Below are 19,678 nucleotides of genomic sequence, written 5' to 3'. Positions count from 1 at the left end.
TCTGAGCGCAAAGCGAGAATCATTCCGTGAATATCGCTGACGAAATCAAACGTCTGCATGAACTGCATCAGACAGGAGCACTGTCTGATGCAGAATTTGCGCAAGCCAAAGCCAGGCTGCTGGCAACTGGCGATCCATCCACATCCGGTCAGCAACAGCACCAGGGTATCAATCATCTGAACCAGTTCCGCCGGTCAAAAAAAGACCAGTGGCTGGGAGGTATCTGTGGTGGTCTGGCGCAATTTACCGGTCTGGATTCCTGGATCTGGCGTTTGATGTTTGTCTTCTTCAGTCTTTACTTTGGTGCGGGTGTCGTGGCTTATTTATTGGCCTGGATATTCATCCCTGAAGAAAGCTGACACTGTCAGGCGAAACCTGTCTTTCACGGCTAAATCATCTATACAAAATCAGGATATTTTCATGAGCAAACAATTTGACGTCGTCGTTATCGGTGGTGGCCCTGGCGGCTACATCGCCGCAATCCGCGCTGCCCAACTGGGATTTTCTACTGCCTGTATCGACGCATGGACCAATGAAAAAGGTGGCCCGGCTCCAGGTGGTACTTGCACCAACGTAGGTTGCATTCCATCCAAGGCGCTGTTGCAGTCTTCCGAACATTATGAACACGCTGGCCATGCTTTCGCTGACCATGGTATCAATGTGCAGGGTCTGGGTCTGGATGTTGCCAAGATGCTGGGTCGCAAGAACACCATCGTCAAACAAAACAATGACGGTATCTTGTACCTGTTCAAAAAGAATAAAGTCACTTTTTTCCATGGTCATGGTTCGTTTGTTAAAGGCGATGCTGCTGGTTATGAAATCAAGGTAGCTGGCAAGACAGAAGAAACCATCACTGGCAAACACATCATCGTGGCGACTGGTTCCAATGCACGTGCATTGCCAGGTGCAGCGTTTGATGAAGCGACTATCCTGTCAAATGATGGTGCTTTGACGATTGCAGAAGTACCGAAAAAACTCGGCGTTATCGGCGCTGGTGTGATTGGTCTGGAAATGGGTAGCGTATGGCGTCGTCTGGGTGCTGAAGTGACAGTGCTGGAAGCATTGCCAACATTCCTTGGCGCTGTGGATGAGCAAATTGCTAAAGAAGCACACAAGCTGTTTGTCAAACAAGGCCTGTCCATCAATCTGGGCGTCAAGATAGGCGAAATCGTCAATGGCGGCAGCGATGTGACTGTCAACTACACTGACGACAAGGGCACTGAGCACAAAGCTGTGTTCGACAAGCTGATTATTTCCATTGGCCGTACACCTAACACCAATGGTTTGAATGCTGAGGCTGTTGGCCTGCAACTCGATGAACGTGGTTTCATTGCTGTTGACGGTGATTGCAAAACCAATCTGGCGAATGTCTGGGCCGTGGGCGACGTGGTACGTGGCCCTATGCTGGCACACAAGGCAGAAGAAGAGGGTGTTGCCGTGGCTGAACGTATCGCTGGTCAGCATGGCCATGTGAACTTCAATACTATTCCATGGGTGATCTACACATCTCCGGAAATCGCATGGGTAGGCCGTACCGAGCAGCAATTGAAGACGGACGGTGTGGCATACAAAGCAGGTACTTTCCCATTCATGGCGAATGGTCGTGCCCGTGCGCTGGGTGATACTTCAGGCATGGTCAAGTTCCTGGCAGATGCAACGACAGATGAAATCCTGGGCGTGCACATCGTTGGCCCTATGGCATCTGAATTGATTTCCGAAGCCGTAGTGGCGATGGAATTCAAGGCATCGGCAGAAGACATCGCCCGTATTTGCCATGCACATCCATCTCTGTCTGAAGCAACAAAAGAAGCAGCTTTGGCAGTTGACAAACGTTCGCTGAATTTCTGATTCAGGACGACTGTCTGATCGCTTGTTTGATAGATACTCAAGCGGTTGTTTGAACTTCGGGCGCACTTCGGGCCCGCATTGGCAGCGCACTCTGTCCTCGCTTTGATTGGGGTAGGGTGCGTCGCTTTTTTACCCGCTTGCCATTCACAGGCAAGCCAGCAAAGATAGTATCCCTCGCCCATGAATGTCATAGAGTATTATCAGGATGCCTTGAGTCAGCGTGGTTTTCAGGCCGATGAGGCACAAAAACGTGCGGTTGACCGCTTACAGACGGCCTATGAAGAATGGGTGGAGTATAAGAGCAAGCGCGCTAATAAATTTACCCGCCTGATTACCCGCCCTGAAGTGCCTCGTGGCGTTTACATGTGGGGTGGGGTGGGGCGTGGCAAGTCTTTTTTGATGGATAGTTTTTTTTCCGTCGTGCCCGTCGTCCGGAAGGCTCGCCTGCATTTCCATGAGTTCATGCGTGCCGTACACAGGCAGCTGGATGAGCTTAAAGGCGTGGCAGATCCCCTCGATGAAGTGGCACGCAGAATCGCCAAGAAATACCGTCTGATTTGTTTCGATGAATTTCATGTCTCAGACGTGGCAGACGCGATGCTATTGTATAACTTGCTCAATGCCCTGTTTGAAAATGGCGTGTCTTTCGTCATGACATCCAATTATCAGCCTGATACTTTGTATCCGGATGGCTTGCACCGTGACCGCATGTTGCCCACCATCGCCTTGCTGAAGGAAAAGCTTGATATCCTGAATGTGGATTCAGGCAATGACTATCGCAAGCGTGCACTGGAGCAGGTCCAGGCTTATATGACGCCACTCAATGCTGCTACTGACAAGGCCTTGCGAGACAGTTTTGCACGTGTCGCAGAAACCAGTGATGAAGATCCGCATGTGGATATTGAGGGGCGCAAGCTCAAATCTTTGCGCCGTGCTGGTAGTGCTATCTGGTTTGACTTCGCCACTCTGTGTGGCGGTCCGCGTTCACAGAATGATTATCTGGAAATCGCCAGTCGTTTTCATACAGTTATTTTGTCTTCTGTTCCACGCATGTCTGCGGCCATGTCTTCCGAGGCAAGGCGCTTTACCTGGCTGATCGATGTATTTTATGACAATAAGGTAAAATTGATCATGTCGGCAGAAGTGCCACCTGAGGAACTTTATACCAATGGTACCTTGTCTAATGAATTTCACCGTACAGTGTCACGCATCATAGAAATGCAATCAAAAGAATATATGGATACAGATCAACGCCAACTTGCGGAGAATATAGCCTGATGAATCGTTTATTGTTTGGCGGTCTCGCATTGTTGATGCAATTTTTTATTTCTGCGTATGCGCTGGCTATCCCTGGCAGCAATGAGCTGACACAAATTGCAAACCTGACTGCCAGCCTGGATCAAAAATATGTTGCGGGCAGCATTAGCACTGCGGAGCAGGCCGAGATTGCTTTGAAAGAAAGCAATGCAGCGCAATTGCGTTTGCAAAGCTGGTATGAGCAGGCAGACAGAGCTTGCCACCAGACCTTTTTTGTCAATGACTGCCTTAATGATGTCAAACAGCAGCGCCGTCAGTATATTGTTTCCCTTCAAAGAATCGCACTCGAAGCGAAAGCATTGCAGCGCAAACTGCGTATCGATCAACTCGACAAAGAGTTGGAACAACGTCAGGCCAAGCCATAGTCAGCCGTTTTTATTCATGAATTTGTAACTTGCGGTAAGCTCGACTATCCGCTATTGATCAAATCAAGTCACAGTCTTTTCCCTGCTACCTGCATGTGTCTGGTCCAGTTTTCTAGCTGCTCCACTTGGGCTGGGCATTAATTTTAGTAGCAACTCCCTTAGATCGGCGGCGATATAAGTATTGCAAGTCACTGGAAATTTCCTTACAGTCTGTCGTTAGCCTCATTGGCACTGTAATCAAGGAAATAATCTATGTGGTTTGTTGGCGCAATCATAGGCTTCGTGTTGGGCGTGGCGACCGATTCGGGTGCGGCCATGTTCTTTTTCGCTTTGATCGGCGGTTTTGTCGGTCATCAGATTGGGCGTTCGCGCAAAGTTGATGCTGCAGTTCAGCAGCCATCACCACAAGCAAGTCCAAAAACCGGCGGCAATGATGGTTTGGTTGAATTGCACCAGAAAATCTTCAAGCTTGAGCATCGCCTGCAAACGCTGGAACGCGAAATGGCCGAGCTTAAAGCCGGTAACGTCGTCATTAAAAGTGCAGAAATTGCTGAAGCAAGGCCTCAAGAGGCGCCTGCTGAAGAAAAAATCATACAGTCTGCCGCTGCCGCAAAAATCAATGATGCTAGTTTGAGCCTGCCTGTGCCGCCGACAATAGAGTTTGGTGCGCAGCCAGATCCAGTTGAATCTCAACATCAGCCTCAGCTAGTAGCAAAAGAGTTGCCAGGCCTGGAAGCACTGGATTTGCAACTCACTTCTCTCGATGAAATTGCTACCTCACAAAATAGCTCTGCCGTAGCGATGGAGCAAGCCGACTCCATTCCACCAGTTGTTGTTATCAAAACTGAAGAGCCAGTCAATCAGGTAGCTGCGAAGCCTGAGCCAGTAAAGCGCCCGCCACCACCAGCGCCACCCAGGTCTTTGCAGGAGCGCTTGCCTGCGCCTTTGGCGAAGCTTATTTTCGGCGGGAATGCACTGGTCAAAGTCGGCGTATTGATCTTGTTCCTGGGTCTGGCTTTCTTGTTACGTTATACCGCAGAGCGAGTCACCGTACCCGTGGAATTGCGCTATGCAGGCGTGGCTCTGTCTGGCGTTGTATTACTGGCCCTGGGTTGGTTCTTGCGCAGCAAACGCAGAGACTATGCATTGATCTTGCAGGGCATGGCCATAGGTGTGTTTTATCTGACCACACTATCGGCGATGAAATTGCATGCCTTGATCACACCTGAAGTTGGCTTTGCATTCTTGTTCATGGTATCGGTGCTGAGCGCCATCCTGGCTGTCTTGCAAAATGCGCCTGTCCTCGCGATTGTTGCGGCAATTGAAGGTTTTGCAACGCCGGTATTGATTTCCACAGGTGAAAACCGTCCCCTGGGTTTGTTCACCTATATGGCTGTGCTGGATATAGGTATCTTCGTGGTTGCCTGGTTCAATGCCTGGCGTGTACTGAACCTGATCGGCTTTGTCGGCACTTTTACGCTGGCACTGGGCTGGGCAGAGCGAAGCTATACCGATAGTCAGTATGGCATTGTCCAGCCTTTCCTAATTTTCTTCTTTGTCCTGTTTGCTTTGATAGGCCTGCTTTTTGCCCGTCGCACTCTGAAAGAAGCAGAAGTTGAAGAGGGGCCTCTGGCTACGCTGAAGCGGGTAGGGCGGGTCGATAGTGCCCTGGTTTTTGGTAACCCCATCACCGCCTTTGGCATGCAATACATGCTGGTCAAACACACCGAATTTGGTGCTGCCTTTTCTGCGCTGGCCGTCGGTTTCTTTTATCTGGTATTGGCAAAAATAGTATTTTCCAAAGCTAAACAGGGCCTGGCTCTGTTGGCCGAGGCCTATGTCATTGTTGCCGCCATCTTTGCCACGCTGGCGATACCGCTGGGGCTGGAAGGTGCATGGACAGGTGCAGCCTGGGCCATAGAGGGCGCAGGTATGTACTGGCTGGGTATACGTCAGCAACGTCCTTATGCACGTGGTTTTGCATATCTGGTCATGGTCGGTGCAGCCTACAAACTTTTGCATGGTATCTACATCAATCCCGAGGCCACCGGCCCGCTGTTGCAGGGCGGCTTGCTGGGGCCCGTCTTGCTGGCAGTAAGCTGCTTTGTAGTCTGGAATTTGCACGGGAAAGCCAAAGCTGAGAGTATTTCCAGCTGGGAAGCCATGCCAAATGCAGCCTTGCCCTGGCTGGGTGTCGCTTCGCTGACCTTATTGCCGTGGATGTTGCTGGACCCGCAATTCGCGGCAGCAGCGATGGCTGTCATGGCTTTGCTGGTATCGGCGATTGCCCGTCGTTATGTCCTGACGGCTTTTGGGCATATCTCTGCCACTTTGCAGGCAACTGCACTGGCGTCTTTCTTGTTGACGCTGCATGTTGCTGCCAGTGGCAATGCGGCGCTGGAAGATGGCTGGAAAGGCGGCCTGGCAGCCCTGATTATTGCTGGCAGCATCTTGTTCAGTGCCGGTCGTTCCATGGTAGCGACCAAGCGCGCAGCACAAGAACAATCCTTGCCACCGGCCTGGTCAATCTGGAACCAGCTGGCCATTATCAGTGGTAGTGCATTGCTGCATCTGGCCATGCTGTTTGCCATCAACCTGACGCAGGCATCGTTGATCTGGCCTATAACTTCCTGCATGTTGTTATGGGTAGGTTTGCGCATGTCGCACGGCGCTTTGGCAGGTTTTGCCGGAGCAGTGCAAATCATTGCGGCGGTTTTGTGTTTACTGGAACCTGGCAAATATCAGGGCACAGCTTTCGCACATCTGGGCTTTTTTGTGCCCTTGTCGCTGGCTGTTTCAGCCTGGTTCAGCGCAGATTTCATACGGGCCGAGGCTGCCAGGATGCGTGCTGTGCTGCTGGACCTGAGTGGATTTGGCAATACTGCAAATGCAGACGGGGCTGAACAAAAACTTCCATCCGTCTGGCTTAACCCATGGTGCAGCAGCAAGCTTGCTTTGGGCTTGTCTGTGGTCTGGGGTCTGGCATGGTGGTTAAGTGCCTGGTTCCCGGAAAGCCTGGAAACTCTGGTACGCACAGATCATCGTGAATATTCTTCAACAGTCGCTATCGTAATTGCTCTTGCCAGTTCTGCCCTGATGGCAGTATTGGCAGGCTGGCGACGATGGTCGCAAATGGGTATCGCGACCATCGTCACTTTGCCTCTCCTGGTATTTGCTGGCTTGATAGGTGCGGCGAGTGCAGACGGCCTTTATCTGCCATCGGCAAACCTGGGCTGGCTTGCCTGGCCTGCGGCACTGGCCTGGCATTTGCTGATATTGAAAAAGCAGCAAAACTGGATGACTGCATGGCCACGTCTCTTGAGTCTTATTCATATTGCCGGTTTTTGGTTCTTCCTGTTATTGGCAGCACGCGAAGGTCAGGCACGTCTCGCACCTATGGCTGATACCTGGTCGAGCTGGCCATTGCTGGGCTGGGTGCTGGTTCCTGCCGTTGTATTCTGGTTCATTGGTGCCAAGCCCCTGGCAGGTCGCTGGCCCTTGAATACTTATCGCAAGACTTATATCGAGCAGGCATGTGCACCTGTCGCCTTGTACTTGCTGGCATGGTGCTGGCTGACCAATGCCTTCAGTGCAGGTGATGCCAGCCCCTTGCCTTATCTGCCTTTGTTGAATCCACTGGAATTGGGGCAATGGCTGGTGCTGGCGTCCCTGTTGCATTGGTGGCGCGCTTTGCCTGCCAGTATCGCAAAAACTAATCTCAGGCAAGTTGCCGTGGCCGTAGTCGCCTCCACTGCGCTGGCTCTGTTAACTGGCATGGTCTTGCGCAGTTGCCACCATTTTGCTGGCGTGCCGTGGGATGCAGATGCCTTGTTTGCTTCGCGCCTGAGTCAAGCTGCAGTTTCCATCACTTGGGCAATTTGTAGTGTGGCTGTCATGTTGTTTGGCAATCGCCGCATGTCACGCAGTACCTGGATCGCCGGTGCTGCCCTCCTGGGTGTCGTGGTAGTGAAACTGTTCCTGATAGAACTGGCAGACCGTGGCGACGTTTACCGTATCGTCTCTTTCATTGGTGTTGGTATCTTGGTGCTGGTGGTTGCTTATTTTGCGCCTGTGCCCGTCAAGCCCAAAGAGCCGCAGGCAGCATTGGCAGAGGATAGTGAAGTATCAGCAGATCAAGGGAAGGCATTATGAGTATCAACAGGCGTATCAACAAGCTGACCCTGAAATCGCAATTAAAGCTGTTATTGCTGGCTGCTTGTGCGATTACTTCCAATGCTGGTGTAGCGCAGGCGCTTGCTCCGCAGACAAAGCATGCGGTCATTTCAAGCACCGCGGCTGGCCCGTATTTTCAACTGGATATACCAACCAATATTTATCCTGGTAGCCTGCATCCTGATCTGCATGATGTACGTGTGCGCAATGCAGATGGTGATCTCTTGTCATTTGCCTGGGCTGATATGGAAACCTCCAGCGCCAAGCTGGAGAGTAAAACTGTCAGTGCCTTTCCTTTGAAAGATATACAAAGCAACAGTTTCAGCAGCTTCCGGCAAAATGCAGATGGCTCACTGACTGCCTTGTCTCAAGTGAAAATTACCAGGCAAAATCCTGTGCCTGCCTGGATTATTGATGTCAGCAAGATCAAGGGTAAGTTATTGCAAGCCAGGTTCAGCATTAGCGAACAGGTAGATGGCATGTTCGGCTTCACGCTGGAAAGCAGCAATGATCTGAAAAACTGGCAATCGCTGGGCAGCGAACAATTGGTGCAGCTGCGTCATCAAGGTTCAGTGTTGCAGAATCTCGGTATCAGGCTTCATCATGTCAGCGCGCAGTATTTGCGCCTGCGCTGGAATAATCCTGCAGATGCACCCTGGCTGGACAATGTCAGCATAGACAGTCAGCAAGAAGTCTACACGCCACCAGTTTTGCAATGGAGTAAGCCTATTCCTGTGAAGACTTGCGCTGCAAATTACTGCGAGTACAGCATTCCCGATAATACGCCTATAGACAGCCTGCGTTTACTGGTGAGCGAACCCAATACCCTGCTGCATATCACGGTACTGGCACAGGTGACGACCACAACTACACCAGTATCCTCGTATCATCACAGGCATAGCCCGCTATACCCTTTGCATGTGCTAAGGCATCAAAAGCGCAATACCGAAGTGCAGGTGGATCAACAGGTCTGGTTGAATGACAGTCTGGTTTATAAAATAAACCTGCCCAATGGCGAAGTCAAATCACGTGATTTGCTCATGGATGGAGCTAGTTATAAAACCTTGCGCTTGCAAACAGATAATCCATATAGCAAGCTGGGTAAAACTTTGCCGGAGATACAGATCGCTAGTTTACCGCGCAGGCTGGTTTTTCTGGCGCGTGGCAAACCGCCTTACCAGCTGGAATGGGGAATGGAGAACAAAGAGGGCGCTGCAATACCTTTGACAACGCTGATCCCAAAAATGGATTTGACCAGGCCAGTGCAGGCCGATATCGCCAGTGTAGAAATTGCCGACTATGTCGCACCTCAGGCTGCGATCAAACCAGCCGTTGATAAGACGCCTGCCAAAGAGCATAAACCCTGGTTATGGGCTGCATTGGGTGTTGGTTTATTATTATTGGGCGGGATGGTATGGTCCCTGCTGAAGAGTATATCGGAAGATAAGGCAAAGACCTGAGAACCTGTTTGCGATCTTACTGCGCAAGCGTGATCGGGGCTCATGCGCTGCTCTTCACTCCCGCTGACGCTCGCTCGCTACAGATCGCAAACACGTTCTTAATGTTTCAGGTCTTTTGAAGGGAATTAAATGCTTTGCAGGCGCTGCAAGGCGTCTTGCAGGGTAGTGTCCTGCTTTGCAAAGCAAAAGCGCACGATGCCAGATTCCTTACCCTGCTGGTAAAACGCGGATACGGGAATCGCTGCCACACCAATCTCGGTAGTCAGCCAGCGCGCAAAGTCCAGCTCTGTCATGTCGGAAACTGCTGAATAATCTACCGACTGGAAATAAGTGCCAGCACATGGCAACAGACGCAAGCGAGAATTGGCCAGACCAGCCCTGAACAAATCGCGTTTCTTTTGATAAAAGTCTGGTAACTCCAGATACGGAGCAGGCTTGCTCATATACTGCGCCAGTCCCACCTGCATAGGCGTATTGACGGTAAAGACATTGTATTGATGAACTTTGCGGAACTCTGCCATCAGTGCTGCCGGTGCCGTCACATAGCCGACTTTCCAGCCTGTCACATGATAAGTCTTGCCAAAGCTAGAAATGATGAAGCTGCGCTCCGCCAGTTCAGGGTAACGCGACAGCGATTCGTGGCGCTGACCATCAAACACCATGTGCTCATACACTTCATCGGATGCGATCAAGACCCTGGTGTCGCGCACGATATCGCTCAAAGTGGTAATGTCATCTACACTTAATACCGATCCGGTAGGGTTGTGCGGTGAGTTCAGCATCAGCAAACGAGTCTTGTCCGTGATACTGGCTTTTACCTTGTCCCAGGGAATAGCGTAGCCATCTGCACCCAGTTCCATGCTGACGAATACCGGCACACCACCTGCCAGCTTGATGCTGGATACATAGCTGTCATACGCTGGCTCAATCACAATGACTTCATCGCCAGCATGCACGCAGGCCAGCAATATCGTCAAAATACCCTGGGTTGCACCAGCTGTGACGGTGATTTCAGTATTCACATCATAAGCATGGCCATAGATGTTTTTGATCTTGGCGGCTATCTGCTCACGCAACTGCGGCATGCCTGGCATAGGCGGATATTGATTGTAATTATCCGTCATTGCTTGCGCCACCAGGGCAGGCAGAGCAGGGTCGCAGCTAAAGTCAGGGAAGCCCTGACCAAGATTGACCGCTTTTTTCTCTGCTGCCAGGGCAGACATCACTGAAAAAATGGTGGTGCCCACTTCGGGCAATTTAGACTCAGGTACGAAGCGGGCAGTGGTCGTCATCAGTGAAGTTCTTCAAAAACTATTAATTAATACAAAGCGATTAATATAAAATGATTATTTAGTACCAAACAAACGGTCACCAGCATCGCCCAGGCCAGGTACGATGTAGCCGTGTTCATTCAGATGGTCATCAATAGAGGCTGTAATGACAGGCACATCAGGATGGGCAGCGTTCATTACCTTGATGCCTTCAGGCGCGGCCAGCAGGCAAACGAATTTGATTGTCGTGGCGCCACGCAGCTTCAGGCGGGTGATTGCTGCAGCGGCTGAGTTGCCAGTTGCCAGCATAGGGTCAACCACGATCACCAGGCGTTCTGCGATATCTTCTGGCACTTTGAAGTAATACTCGACTGGCTCCAGTGTTTCCGGGTCGCGGTACAGACCAATATGGCCTACGCGGGCATTTGGCAGCAAATCCAGCATGCCATCCAAAATACCATTGCCAGCGCGCAAGACCGAGATCACGCACAGCTTCTTGCCGCTGATGGTTGGTGCATCAATGGTTGTGATCGGAGTCTCGATCTTGACCAGTTCAATCGGCAGGTCACGGGTGACTTCATAGGCCAGCATCTGGCTGATTTCACGCAAGAGGCGGCGGAAATTATCGGTCGGCGTGTCTTTGCTGCGCATCAGTGTCAGCTTGTGTTGCACCAATGGGTGTCTGATTTCGGTAACGAGTTCGTTCAAGGTAATTCTCCGGCAATGTTGAGTTGACCGCTATTTTACGTCCCAGCAAGCATTAAGGGAAACGGATAAATCAGGAATTGAGGTGTTTTTCCACTTCTGCTCCAGCCATCGTCAAATTTTTCTTGATTGATAATCCAGTATAAGAAGTTCCGGCATGGCAGGGCCCGCGATGACGGTGAACGACTATCAGATCAGGAGTGCATAAATGGACAGCAATCAGGCGTTGTTAAATAAATTATCTCTGGGAGACTACTCCCTCGATCGCCATGGCGATCGCAAGGACGATTATTTGCCACCAGAAGAGGCAATTGAGTCCAATACCCGCATCGATGTGAAAGGTATTCGTGAAGCCATCGCCAGGGTGGAGGCGGAGGCCAGAGCCACCGTAGCCGCTGAGACCAGGCTGAAAGCAGAATCCCAAGCCAGGGCACTGGCAGAAACCAGGGCGCAGGCCGAGGCAGAAGCCGCCGAACTGGCCCAACGCAAACTGGCACTGGAACAAGAAGCTATCGCCGGCGCACAGGCAAAACTGATGGCAGAACGCCAGTCGCGCGCGGCCAGCGAAGCCAGGATCGCGGCCACCGCCGAAGAAACCAGGAATCTGCAAGAACGTACGCTGATAGAGTCACGGGCCCGTGAACAATCAGAACAACGCGCCAAACTCGAACAACAAGCCATAGAAAAAGCCGAGCACCAGTTCAAGGCCGAATCAGAACTAGCTTCCCAGGCCCATGCAGAAGCAGAAAAACTGGCAACGCAAACTGCCAATGCTCGCAACTGGGCTGCAGAACGCTTTGCCGCATCACAATCTGCACGCCAACAGGCAGAAGAACGCGCCCGCGCTGATGCCCGTATCACAGAACTGGCACGCGAACGTGAAAAACGCGACCGTGAAGCTCGTGAAACAGCAGAAATGCTGGCCAAAGTCCGCAGCGAATCTCTGCAAATCAGTAAAGAGCGTGACCAGGCAGAAGCCATGGCGCTGGAATATGCGATCAATCGCGCACCGGTAGAGTTGCGTGCCCGTGAAGATGCATTGGCTCGCGTTGCCTTGGAGCAAGGTCAAGAGGCAATCGCACAGGCCAGAATGGAGTCTGAAAGAAAGGCAGCAGAAGCGATACAGTTACGCATGCAGTCGGAAGAAGACTTGCGTATTGCTGCTAACAAGCGCGAACAGGCAGAGAAAATTGCCGCTGCGACTGCACAGGCCCGTCGTGAAGCAGAAGACAAAATCCGCATGGTGACTGAGTCACGCATACGCGCAGAGCGCGAATTGCAATCAACTGCCATGACGCGTATAGAAAACGAACAGCAAGCCGACCTGCAAGCCCGTGCAAGACAGAATGCAGAAGCAGTACTGGCAGAAGAAGCCCGTCAACGCCGCCTGGCTGAGCAGGAAGCTGCCGACAATGCCCGTCAACGTGTCGCCGAAGAGCACCGTGCCGCCAATCTGGCTAAAGAGCGCATGGAGATTGAAAAACAGGCTGTGCAAGATGCCCGTGAAAAAGCCGATTCTGAACAACAAGCTCTGAGTGCTACTGCATTCCAGGCTGAATTGCTGAAACGCGCCAACCTGGCAGCCGCAGATAAAGCCAAAAAAGCCCAGGAATTGATGATGGCTGAAAAAATGCGCGCTGAAGCAGAGCAAAAAGCCGCCGCCGCATTGCAAGAGAAATTGCTTGCTGAACGCAAAATGATAGAAGAAGCAGAAGCCTTGGCTGAAGCAGAACAATCACATGCAGAAATTTTGCGTATGCAAGAACAGGCAGAGCATGCCCGTCGTATAGCTCAGGAATCAGAATGTGTAGCAGAAAAACTGAGTCTGGAAAAAACCATGGAGCAGGTGGAATTGCAGCAAAAAATGGCCGCAGCCGCTGCCAGGAAAAATCAAGATGCCAGCGAACTTCTGCGCGTCCAACAGCAACGCACTAATGATGAGGTGAAAGCGATGGAACTTCAGGAAGAAAAACTACAGGCAGAGCGTCGCCGTGCCAACGCAGTGCAACAAGTGCTGAAGGCAACCCAGGAAAAACTGCAACTTGAACAGGCCGCCCAGCAAGAGGCTGAAGCCAGGCTGCGTGCAGAAGAAGAATCCAAGGCAATTGCCGCTGCCAGGGAGCAAGCCGAGCGCGAAGAAAGACTGGCGCTGGAAGCCACTCTTGATGCAGAAAAAAACACTCTGGAACAAACAGCGCTGCAAAAAGATGCCCAATGTAAGGCAGCCAAGGTCGCTTTGCTGATTAGCCATCAAGCCACAGAAATGGCGCGCGCAGAGCAAATGCATCTGGAAGCAGAAAAGCAGGCGGCAAGAGCAGCTCAGGAAAAACTGGAAGCTGAAAAAGCAGCAGCAGAGCAAGTCATCGCCCGTGCCCATGCTGATCGTGAGCATACCAGCGTATTGAATGCGCGCCAGCAACAAGAAGCAGAAGCTCGTGCAGCGCGTCAAGCCATGATCGCAGCAGAACAAGTACGCCTGCAAAAAATGCAGGAACATGCAGATCTGCAAAAACAATCTGCGGTCCTGGCACAAACCAAGGCTGTTGAAGCCGAAGAGCTGGGCAAGACTCTGCGCTTGCGTGCAGAGTCAGAGCAAAAAGCCCTGAACCTCGTTCAGCAAAAACTGGAAGCAGAAAAACGCCTGACAGCAGAATTGCAAGCCAAGGCAGCAGTAGAGCAGGAACAACGTGACCAGCATCTGGCCCGTCTGCAATCTGAACAAGCTTTGCGTGCTGCCATGGAAAGCAAAGTAGCAGAAGAGAAAAAACTGCTGGAACAAAACAATCAGCAAGCCAAAGCTGAACAACAAGCAGCCACTGCTGCAGCAGCACGGGTAAAAGCTGCAACCCAGTTGGCGCAGCTTGAGCAAGGAAAAGCAAAGTCTCAACAACAGGCTGCCCTGGCGCTGGAAGAGCAAGCCAGGCTGGAAAAACAAAAAGCTGAAGCAGCTGAACTGGAAGCAAAAGCAGCGGCAGAAAAACTGGCAGCAGAAAAAATTGCCACAGAAGCCGCCACTGCCAGAGCAAAAGCAGAGCAGCAACATGCACAGGCTGCAGCCGTTAGGGCCAGGGCAGAGCAAGAAGCCAATGAATTGACAGCGGCCAAATTGCAAGCTGAGCAGGCATTGCAAATCCAGGCGCAAGCCTATGCTGCCAGCCAGCATAAAGCCCACGAACTGGTCATTGAAAAGAATAAAAAAGTTGCTGAACTTGACGCTGTCTTGCAACAGCGTCTGGCAGATGATCAGGCTTTGGTAAATACCACAACGGCCAGATTGCAGGCAGAACAAGAAGCGCATGAAGACGTACAAAGCCGCTTGTCCAGTGAAACCGAAGCACAGCAATTTGCTGAAGCCCGAGCCCGTGCAGAAAAAATCATTCGTGCCGCAACTGAAGCAACCCTGGCATCAGAAAAAGCCCTGTTCCAGGAATTGGCTGCTCATGCTGACGCGCAAAGCCTGATGGCTGAACTGCTGGCACAACGCTTGCAACAAGAGCAGGAATTGTTGGCTGCACAACAGCAACGTATCGCTGCGGAGCAAGCCGTACTGGATAGCCTGACAGCCAAGCAACAGGCAGAGCTGGCAGCTACTGCAGAAGCAGAAGCGCGCCTGGTGGCAGAACAAGCGCAATACAAATTGATCACTGAGCGTCAGGCTGCTGAAGCACAGGCGCGCGAACTGGCAGAAAAATTCAATGAAACCGAAAAACAATGGCTGGCACAAGCGGCTCAGGAAGCACTGATCAAGCGTCAGGCAGCTGTCGCACTCGAAGAAAAAACCGCCTTGCTGCTGGAGTTGAGCCGTGCCAGTCAGGAAAAAATCGCTGTTGAACAGCAAATCAGCGCTGAACTGAAAACCAAGCTGGAACAGGAAGAATCAGCAGAAATCACACTGCAAGCCAAATTGGCAATAGAACGTGAATTTGCAGAAGCTGCAAGCGAACGTGCTTATAAAGAGCAAGAAGCTCTGGAAGCTACCTTGCGCCTGGCAAATGCTGAGCAGGCCTTGCTGGCACGTTCCGCTGAACATGCTGAAGCGCAGCGTCTGGCAGCAGAAGCGACAGAAACCAGATTGCGCGAAGCAGAGGCGCTGACCATGACTGAAAACCAGCGCGCTTCCAGTGAGCTTGAAGCATTGAGCCTGGTACAGCAAAAACTGGCTGCAGAACAAAAAGCAGCGCGAGAAGCAGAACAACGCAAACTGGCTGAGCAAGAATATCTGAGTCTGTGCGAAATTCGCGCCAATGCTGAGCAAGATGCCAATGTCGCCATTCAGGCCAGGTTGCAAAGCGAAAAAGAAGCAACTGAGTTGGCAAATGCACTGGCAATATCCGAGCAGCAAGCCACTGAAGCAGCACAGACTCGCGCGGAAGAATTATTCATCCTGCAACAAGCAGAGCAACAACGTGCAGAACTGGCACAGCGCGAAATCATCACCATCCAGCAGCAAAAACAGATGGAGATGGATAGCTTGCAAATGACACAGGATGCCTTGCGCCTCATTGAAGAAAAAATGGAAGCCGAGCGTCTGGTCATTAATGCGACAGAAGAACGCGTACGTTTGGAATCAGAGCTGGCAGAACAAAGTAAACAACGCGCGGAACAACTGCTGATCGCCAATGCGCTGGAACAGGAAAAGCTGGCGCTGGAACGTGAGATCGCAGAGGCCACAGCCCTGCAAATCGCTGCTGACGAACAAGCGTTGCCAGAATTGCGTGCCAAATTACTGGAAGAAAGCCAGCTTGAAACTCTGGAAGCCCAGAGACTGGAAAAAGAACAAGCCTTGGCCGCAGCTATCGCCGCACTTGTTGAAGAAGAAAACACACTGCTGGCCCACGCCGAGCAAGCCTTGGTAGCAGAGGCAGAATTGAAAGCTGAACTTGCTTCAAAACTGCAAGTCGCCGAAATGCAGCGACTGGAAAAAGAGCAAGCTTTGGCCGCAAGCTTCGCTGCACGTGCAGAGAAAGAGAATGACTTGCTCAAGCAAGCTGAGCAGGCCTTGGCAGTAGAAACAGTATTGCAGGCTGAACTGGCATCCAAACTGGAAGCGGCTGAAGCACAAAGGCTGGAGAAAGAACACGCGCTTAATACAGCTATCGCCAAACGTATGGAAGAGCAAAGTGCCTTGCAAGCCAAACTCGAAGAACAATTGTCATTGGAAGTAACATTGCAAGAAGAACTGCAACAGCAATTGATAGCGGTTGAATCACAAACCCAGCAAAAACAACAGGCACTGGCAGATGCTGCAGCAAAACGCATCGCAGACGAAAAAGCCTTGCAAGCGCATTTGGAAAAACAGGCAGCCGACGAAGCAGAACTGCAAGCCATGTTGCAACAACGTGCGGAGCAACAAGCTGCAGCCCAGGCTTTTATTGAGCAAGCGCTGGCATCGGCCAGAGAATGGCAAGAGCAAAACAGACTGCAAATACAGCAACAGCAAGAAGAATTGCAAGCTGAGGCAGAAATGGCAAAACAAACGCTGGAAGCTGAACATCAGGAAGCTGAACAACTGGCCCAGGCATTGATCAGCAAACTGCTGAGCAATAGACAAACATCGGAAGAATGGCGTCAACAGGTTGAGCAAATGCTGGCAGCAGCACCAATCGCCGTGGCTTATGATGCTACTGTTCAGCAAGGTGAAGTGCAAAAACGCTTCCGCCTGCGCCCATCGGTCATTGCTGGCTTGTTATTGTGTGCTGGTTTTGCAGGCTTTGCCGGTTTCAGTAATTTTGCTGTAAACGGTACGGCAGCTTCGCGTGCAGTCACTCAAAAAACTGCTACGCTAGAACAAGTGGCACCAGTGCAAAAAGTGGATACTGGCTTACACATGAGTTACGAGTTGGCTGTTCCTGCTGACACTACTCCAGCTCAGGCGGAAGAGGGTAGTAAAACTGCTGCTACACAACTGGCTTTGGCAGGTAATCGTTAAGCTTAAGCTGTTCTGAACCAGAATGCCGCGCAATTGCGCGGCATTTTTTATGGGTAAAAATTTTATGAAAAACGCTGGCAGCTAGCGTCAATCAGGCTCGAAAATTCTAGCCTTTGCATCCTTGGATGACACCATATTGAATGGCGATATGGATTCCTGGTACATTTCTGCCATCAGCGGTCTGCATGTTGACGTGCGGCTTTGCCACCTTATACGTGTGTTGGAATTTTTGACTAAGTGCGTCTACGTGTAAGGACTCAAGCTTCCTTTGATTCTTGCAGCGCGATCACAATCACGAAACCACCTTCAGCATGGTTGTAGATGCGCAATTTGCCGCCATGGCTTTTAATGATGCGATCGACGATTGCCAGACCAAGGCCGGAACCATTAGCCTGGCTGCGAGAGGCGTCGCCACGAGTAAATGGGCGTAATAGCCTGACCAGGTCTTGTTCTGGTACACCTAAACCGTGATCGCGAAAACTGATTTGTATTCCCAGTTTGCGGTCTTTGTTTTTGCGTGAGCATTGGACATCGAGAGTAATGACGGGGGAGCCAGAGGTTTTGCCATAGCGACAGGCATTCTCTACGATGTTATTGAACAAGCGCTTGAGTTCGGTGAGGTTACCGTTGACATGGATATCTGGCGTAATGGCAGTGCGCAGACGCAGATTTTGGAAGCGGAAAGCTTCATCAATCACTTGTTGCATGACTTCGCTGATGTTGATGCGTTCGAACTCTACCTTGTCCAGCGGTTTGGCATAGTCGAGGAACTGACTGATGATGTCATCCATTTGCTGAAGGTCAGATTGCATACCAGTTCTGGCGTCATCGCTCAAGTTTGCCATTTCCACTTCAAGCTGCATGCGCGCAAGCGGGGTGCGTAAGTCATGCGAGATACCTGCCAGAATGATGGAGCGGTCTGATTCTATCCTGACCAGATCTTCCATCATGCTGTTGAAACTCAAATTGGTTTCGCGAATTTCTTTAGGGCCTTTTTGCGGTAGCGGCGGTGGCTGCTTGCCTTTTGCAACCGCACGAGCTGCATTGCTCAAGCGGGATAAAGGATCATTAATCAATTTGGAGATAATTGCCGCGCCCAGTAAAGTTAAAAACAGGGTCAGTACAGCCCAGCTCAACAATTGCTGGCCTATGGGCGGATCGAGCCGGCTTTGTTCCAGCCTCAACCAATAATGATCATCTTCTATATCAAAACTGATCCAGAAGCCACTGATACCATTGATCTGGCTGGCGAAGCGAGTGTTGTTGCCCAGGCCCTTCTTCATCAAAGGGCTGGATTCCAGAAAAAACGGCGTGAGTTCAGGTTCTTCGACGCGGTCGCTGTCTTCCAGCAGGTAAATTTGCACGCCCTCTTTCGTCGCCAGGTCACGCAAGAGTTCCTGGCGTTTTTCCGGTGCTGAGTGGGCGAGGGCGGCGCGCGTAATGGTGACTATGGAGACTATCTGCGCTGCCAGTTGCTGTGCCCTGGGAGTGGTTTCCAGGGTGCGGAAATTCGACATCCAGGCAATCATACTGGCTGTTACCAGTGCAGCCAGCATGAAAAAAGTGCGCCAGAACAGTCCGCTTTTTAGCCATTCCAGACCGTTCAGATAGTCACGCATTCAAGATTGATCAGAAAAACAATAAATAAGAAGTAAACAAAAAATATTAATGCGACTGACCATCAGGGATGAACACATAGCCCAGTCCCCATACTGTTTGTATGTAAAGTGGATTGCTTGGATCAGGCTCTATCAGTTTGCGCAGGCGTGAAATTTGTACGTCCAGGCTGCGGTCAAATACTTCATATTCACGGCCGCGTGCCAGTTCCATGAGTTTTTCTCTGGACAATGGCTGACGGGCATGGCGGGCAAAAACTTTCAAGACAGAAAATTCACCTGTCGTCAGTGAGATGTTTTCATTGTGTTTTTTTAGCGTGCGTGTACCAAGATCGAGCACAAAGTCACCGAAGGCAAAGGTCTGTGGGCCATCAGAAGGTGCCCCTGGCAATTCATCCGGAGCTTTACGACGGAGTACCGCATTGATGCGGGCTACCAGCTCACGAGGACTAAAAGGTTTAGGCAAGTAATCGTCGGCACCCATTTCCAAACCGATAATACGGTCAACTTCCTCACCTTTGGCCGTCAGCATGATGATGGGCGTTTTATCGCCAGCTCCACGCAGGCGGCGGCATATTGCGAGGCCATCTTCACCAGGAAGCATGAGGTCAAGCACAAGCATATCGTAGCGTTCGCGTATCCAGAGTTTATTCATGGCCTGAGCGTTTTCGGCGCTGACGACCTGAAATCCCTGCTCGGTCAGATAGCGGCGCAGTAAATCGCGCAAGCGAAGGTCGTCATCGACAACCAGGATTTTAGCCTTTGGGCTGCTGGAGCTGGTGTTTGTGGAGTCTGTTGTAGGGGGTGTAGTGTTCATGGGCTTAATATTACTGGCATCGACAGGGCTTGCAAACAAATTTAATAATCTTGATTACAAACTGTTACATACTTTACTGAAAGGGTCTTCGTATTTAATGCCGCTATCGTAAACTAAATTCAATGCAGATGAGGCTAGCAAGGCAATAGCTTTGCGCATAGAATTGCAGTCCGCCTT

The 19,678-nt window shown here is 51.1% G+C and carries 11 protein-coding genes; 7 read left to right on the top strand and 4 right to left on the bottom strand.

The genetic code is table 11. The annotated features are described in order from the left end of the window. The first annotated feature begins 26 nt into the window (after positions 1 to 26). The 6 genes from DFR42_RS04340 (at position 27) to DFR42_RS04315 (ending at position 9,163) form a co-directional block, all read left to right on the top strand. On the top strand, positions 27 to 359 hold the full coding sequence (locus DFR42_RS04340; protein WP_110253689.1) for a PspC domain-containing protein: 333 nt from the start codon (positions 27 to 29) through the stop codon (positions 357 to 359). 61 nt (positions 360 to 420) lie between these two features. Beyond that, complete coding sequence (lpdA, locus tag DFR42_RS04335; RefSeq protein WP_110253688.1) at positions 421 to 1,848, top strand: dihydrolipoyl dehydrogenase; 1,428 nt, start codon at positions 421 to 423, stop codon at positions 1,846 to 1,848. 180 nt (positions 1,849 to 2,028) lie between these two features. Then, positions 2,029 to 3,126 (top strand): cell division protein ZapE, encoded by a 1,098-nt coding sequence (zapE, locus tag DFR42_RS04330; RefSeq protein WP_110253687.1) that lies wholly within the window; start codon positions 2,029 to 2,031, stop codon positions 3,124 to 3,126. Next, positions 3,126 to 3,530 (top strand): hypothetical protein, encoded by a 405-nt coding sequence (locus DFR42_RS04325; RefSeq protein WP_110253686.1) that lies wholly within the window; start codon positions 3,126 to 3,128, stop codon positions 3,528 to 3,530. The genes zapE and DFR42_RS04325 overlap by 1 nt, the downstream gene beginning before the upstream one ends. A gap of 252 nt (positions 3,531 to 3,782) precedes the next feature. After that, positions 3,783 to 7,682 (top strand): DUF2339 domain-containing protein, encoded by a 3,900-nt coding sequence (locus tag DFR42_RS04320; protein ID WP_110253685.1) that lies wholly within the window; start codon positions 3,783 to 3,785, stop codon positions 7,680 to 7,682. Beyond that, entirely contained in the window at positions 7,679 to 9,163 is a 1,485-nt protein-coding gene (locus tag DFR42_RS04315; protein WP_110253684.1) for a DUF3999 family protein, read from the top strand. The genes DFR42_RS04320 and DFR42_RS04315 overlap by 4 nt, the downstream gene beginning before the upstream one ends. Positions 9,164 to 9,288: 125 nt before the next feature. On the opposite strand, the gene DFR42_RS04310 is transcribed toward DFR42_RS04315, so the two are convergent. Both DFR42_RS04310 and upp read right to left on the bottom strand, forming a co-directional pair. Continuing rightward, the gene (locus DFR42_RS04310; RefSeq protein ID WP_110253683.1) at positions 9,289 to 10,455 is read right to left on the bottom strand and encodes a pyridoxal phosphate-dependent aminotransferase; all 1,167 of its coding nucleotides are present in this window, start codon (positions 10,453 to 10,455) and stop codon (positions 9,289 to 9,291) included. 54 nt (positions 10,456 to 10,509) lie between these two features. Further along, positions 10,510 to 11,142: a uracil phosphoribosyltransferase gene (gene upp / locus DFR42_RS04305; protein WP_110253682.1), complete on the bottom strand. Its 633-nt coding sequence runs from the start codon at positions 11,140 to 11,142 to the stop codon at positions 10,510 to 10,512. A gap of 205 nt (positions 11,143 to 11,347) precedes the next feature. On the opposite strand from upp, the gene DFR42_RS04300 reads away from it, so the two are divergent. Beyond that, on the top strand, positions 11,348 to 17,068 hold the full coding sequence (locus DFR42_RS04300; RefSeq protein ID WP_110253681.1) for a hypothetical protein: 5,721 nt from the start codon (positions 11,348 to 11,350) through the stop codon (positions 17,066 to 17,068). Between the two features lie 257 nt (positions 17,069 to 17,325). On the opposite strand, the gene DFR42_RS04295 is transcribed toward DFR42_RS04300, so the two are convergent. Together DFR42_RS04295 and ompR are read right to left on the bottom strand one after the other, a co-directional pair. Beyond that, positions 17,326 to 18,687 carry an ATP-binding protein gene (locus DFR42_RS04295; RefSeq protein ID WP_110253680.1) on the bottom strand — a complete coding sequence of 454 codons (1,362 nt, stop codon included), beginning with the start codon at positions 18,685 to 18,687 and terminating at the stop codon, positions 17,326 to 17,328. A 46-nt stretch (positions 18,688 to 18,733) separates the two neighbouring features. Next, positions 18,734 to 19,501, bottom strand: coding sequence for an osmolarity response regulator transcription factor OmpR (gene ompR / locus DFR42_RS04290; protein ID WP_110253679.1), 768 nt, complete (start codon positions 19,499 to 19,501; stop codon positions 18,734 to 18,736). Between the last annotated feature and the right edge of the window lie 177 nt (positions 19,502 to 19,678).

This window comes from Undibacterium pigrum (genome assembly GCF_003201815.1).
Taxonomy (GTDB): domain Bacteria; phylum Pseudomonadota; class Gammaproteobacteria; order Burkholderiales; family Burkholderiaceae_D; genus Undibacterium; species Undibacterium pigrum.
This window is presented reverse-complemented; position numbering and strand designations above follow the sequence as displayed.

Coding starts and splice junctions, on each gene's coding strand:
- lpdA (WP_110253688.1), top strand. CDS start 421: ATGAGCAAACAATTTGACGTCGTCGTTATCGGTGGTGGCCCTGGCGGC.
- zapE (WP_110253687.1), top strand. CDS start 2,029: ATGAATGTCATAGAGTATTATCAGGATGCCTTGAGTCAGCGTGGTTTT.
- DFR42_RS04325 (WP_110253686.1), top strand. CDS start 3,126: ATGAATCGTTTATTGTTTGGCGGTCTCGCATTGTTGATGCAATTTTTT.
- DFR42_RS04320 (WP_110253685.1), top strand. CDS start 3,783: ATGTGGTTTGTTGGCGCAATCATAGGCTTCGTGTTGGGCGTGGCGACC.
- DFR42_RS04315 (WP_110253684.1), top strand. CDS start 7,679: ATGAGTATCAACAGGCGTATCAACAAGCTGACCCTGAAATCGCAATTA.
- DFR42_RS04310 (WP_110253683.1), bottom strand. CDS start 10,455: ATGACGACCACTGCCCGCTTCGTACCTGAGTCTAAATTGCCCGAAGTG.
- DFR42_RS04300 (WP_110253681.1), top strand. CDS start 11,348: ATGGACAGCAATCAGGCGTTGTTAAATAAATTATCTCTGGGAGACTAC.
- DFR42_RS04295 (WP_110253680.1), bottom strand. CDS start 18,687: ATGCGTGACTATCTGAACGGTCTGGAATGGCTAAAAAGCGGACTGTTC.
- ompR (WP_110253679.1), bottom strand. CDS start 19,501: ATGAACACTACACCCCCTACAACAGACTCCACAAACACCAGCTCCAGC.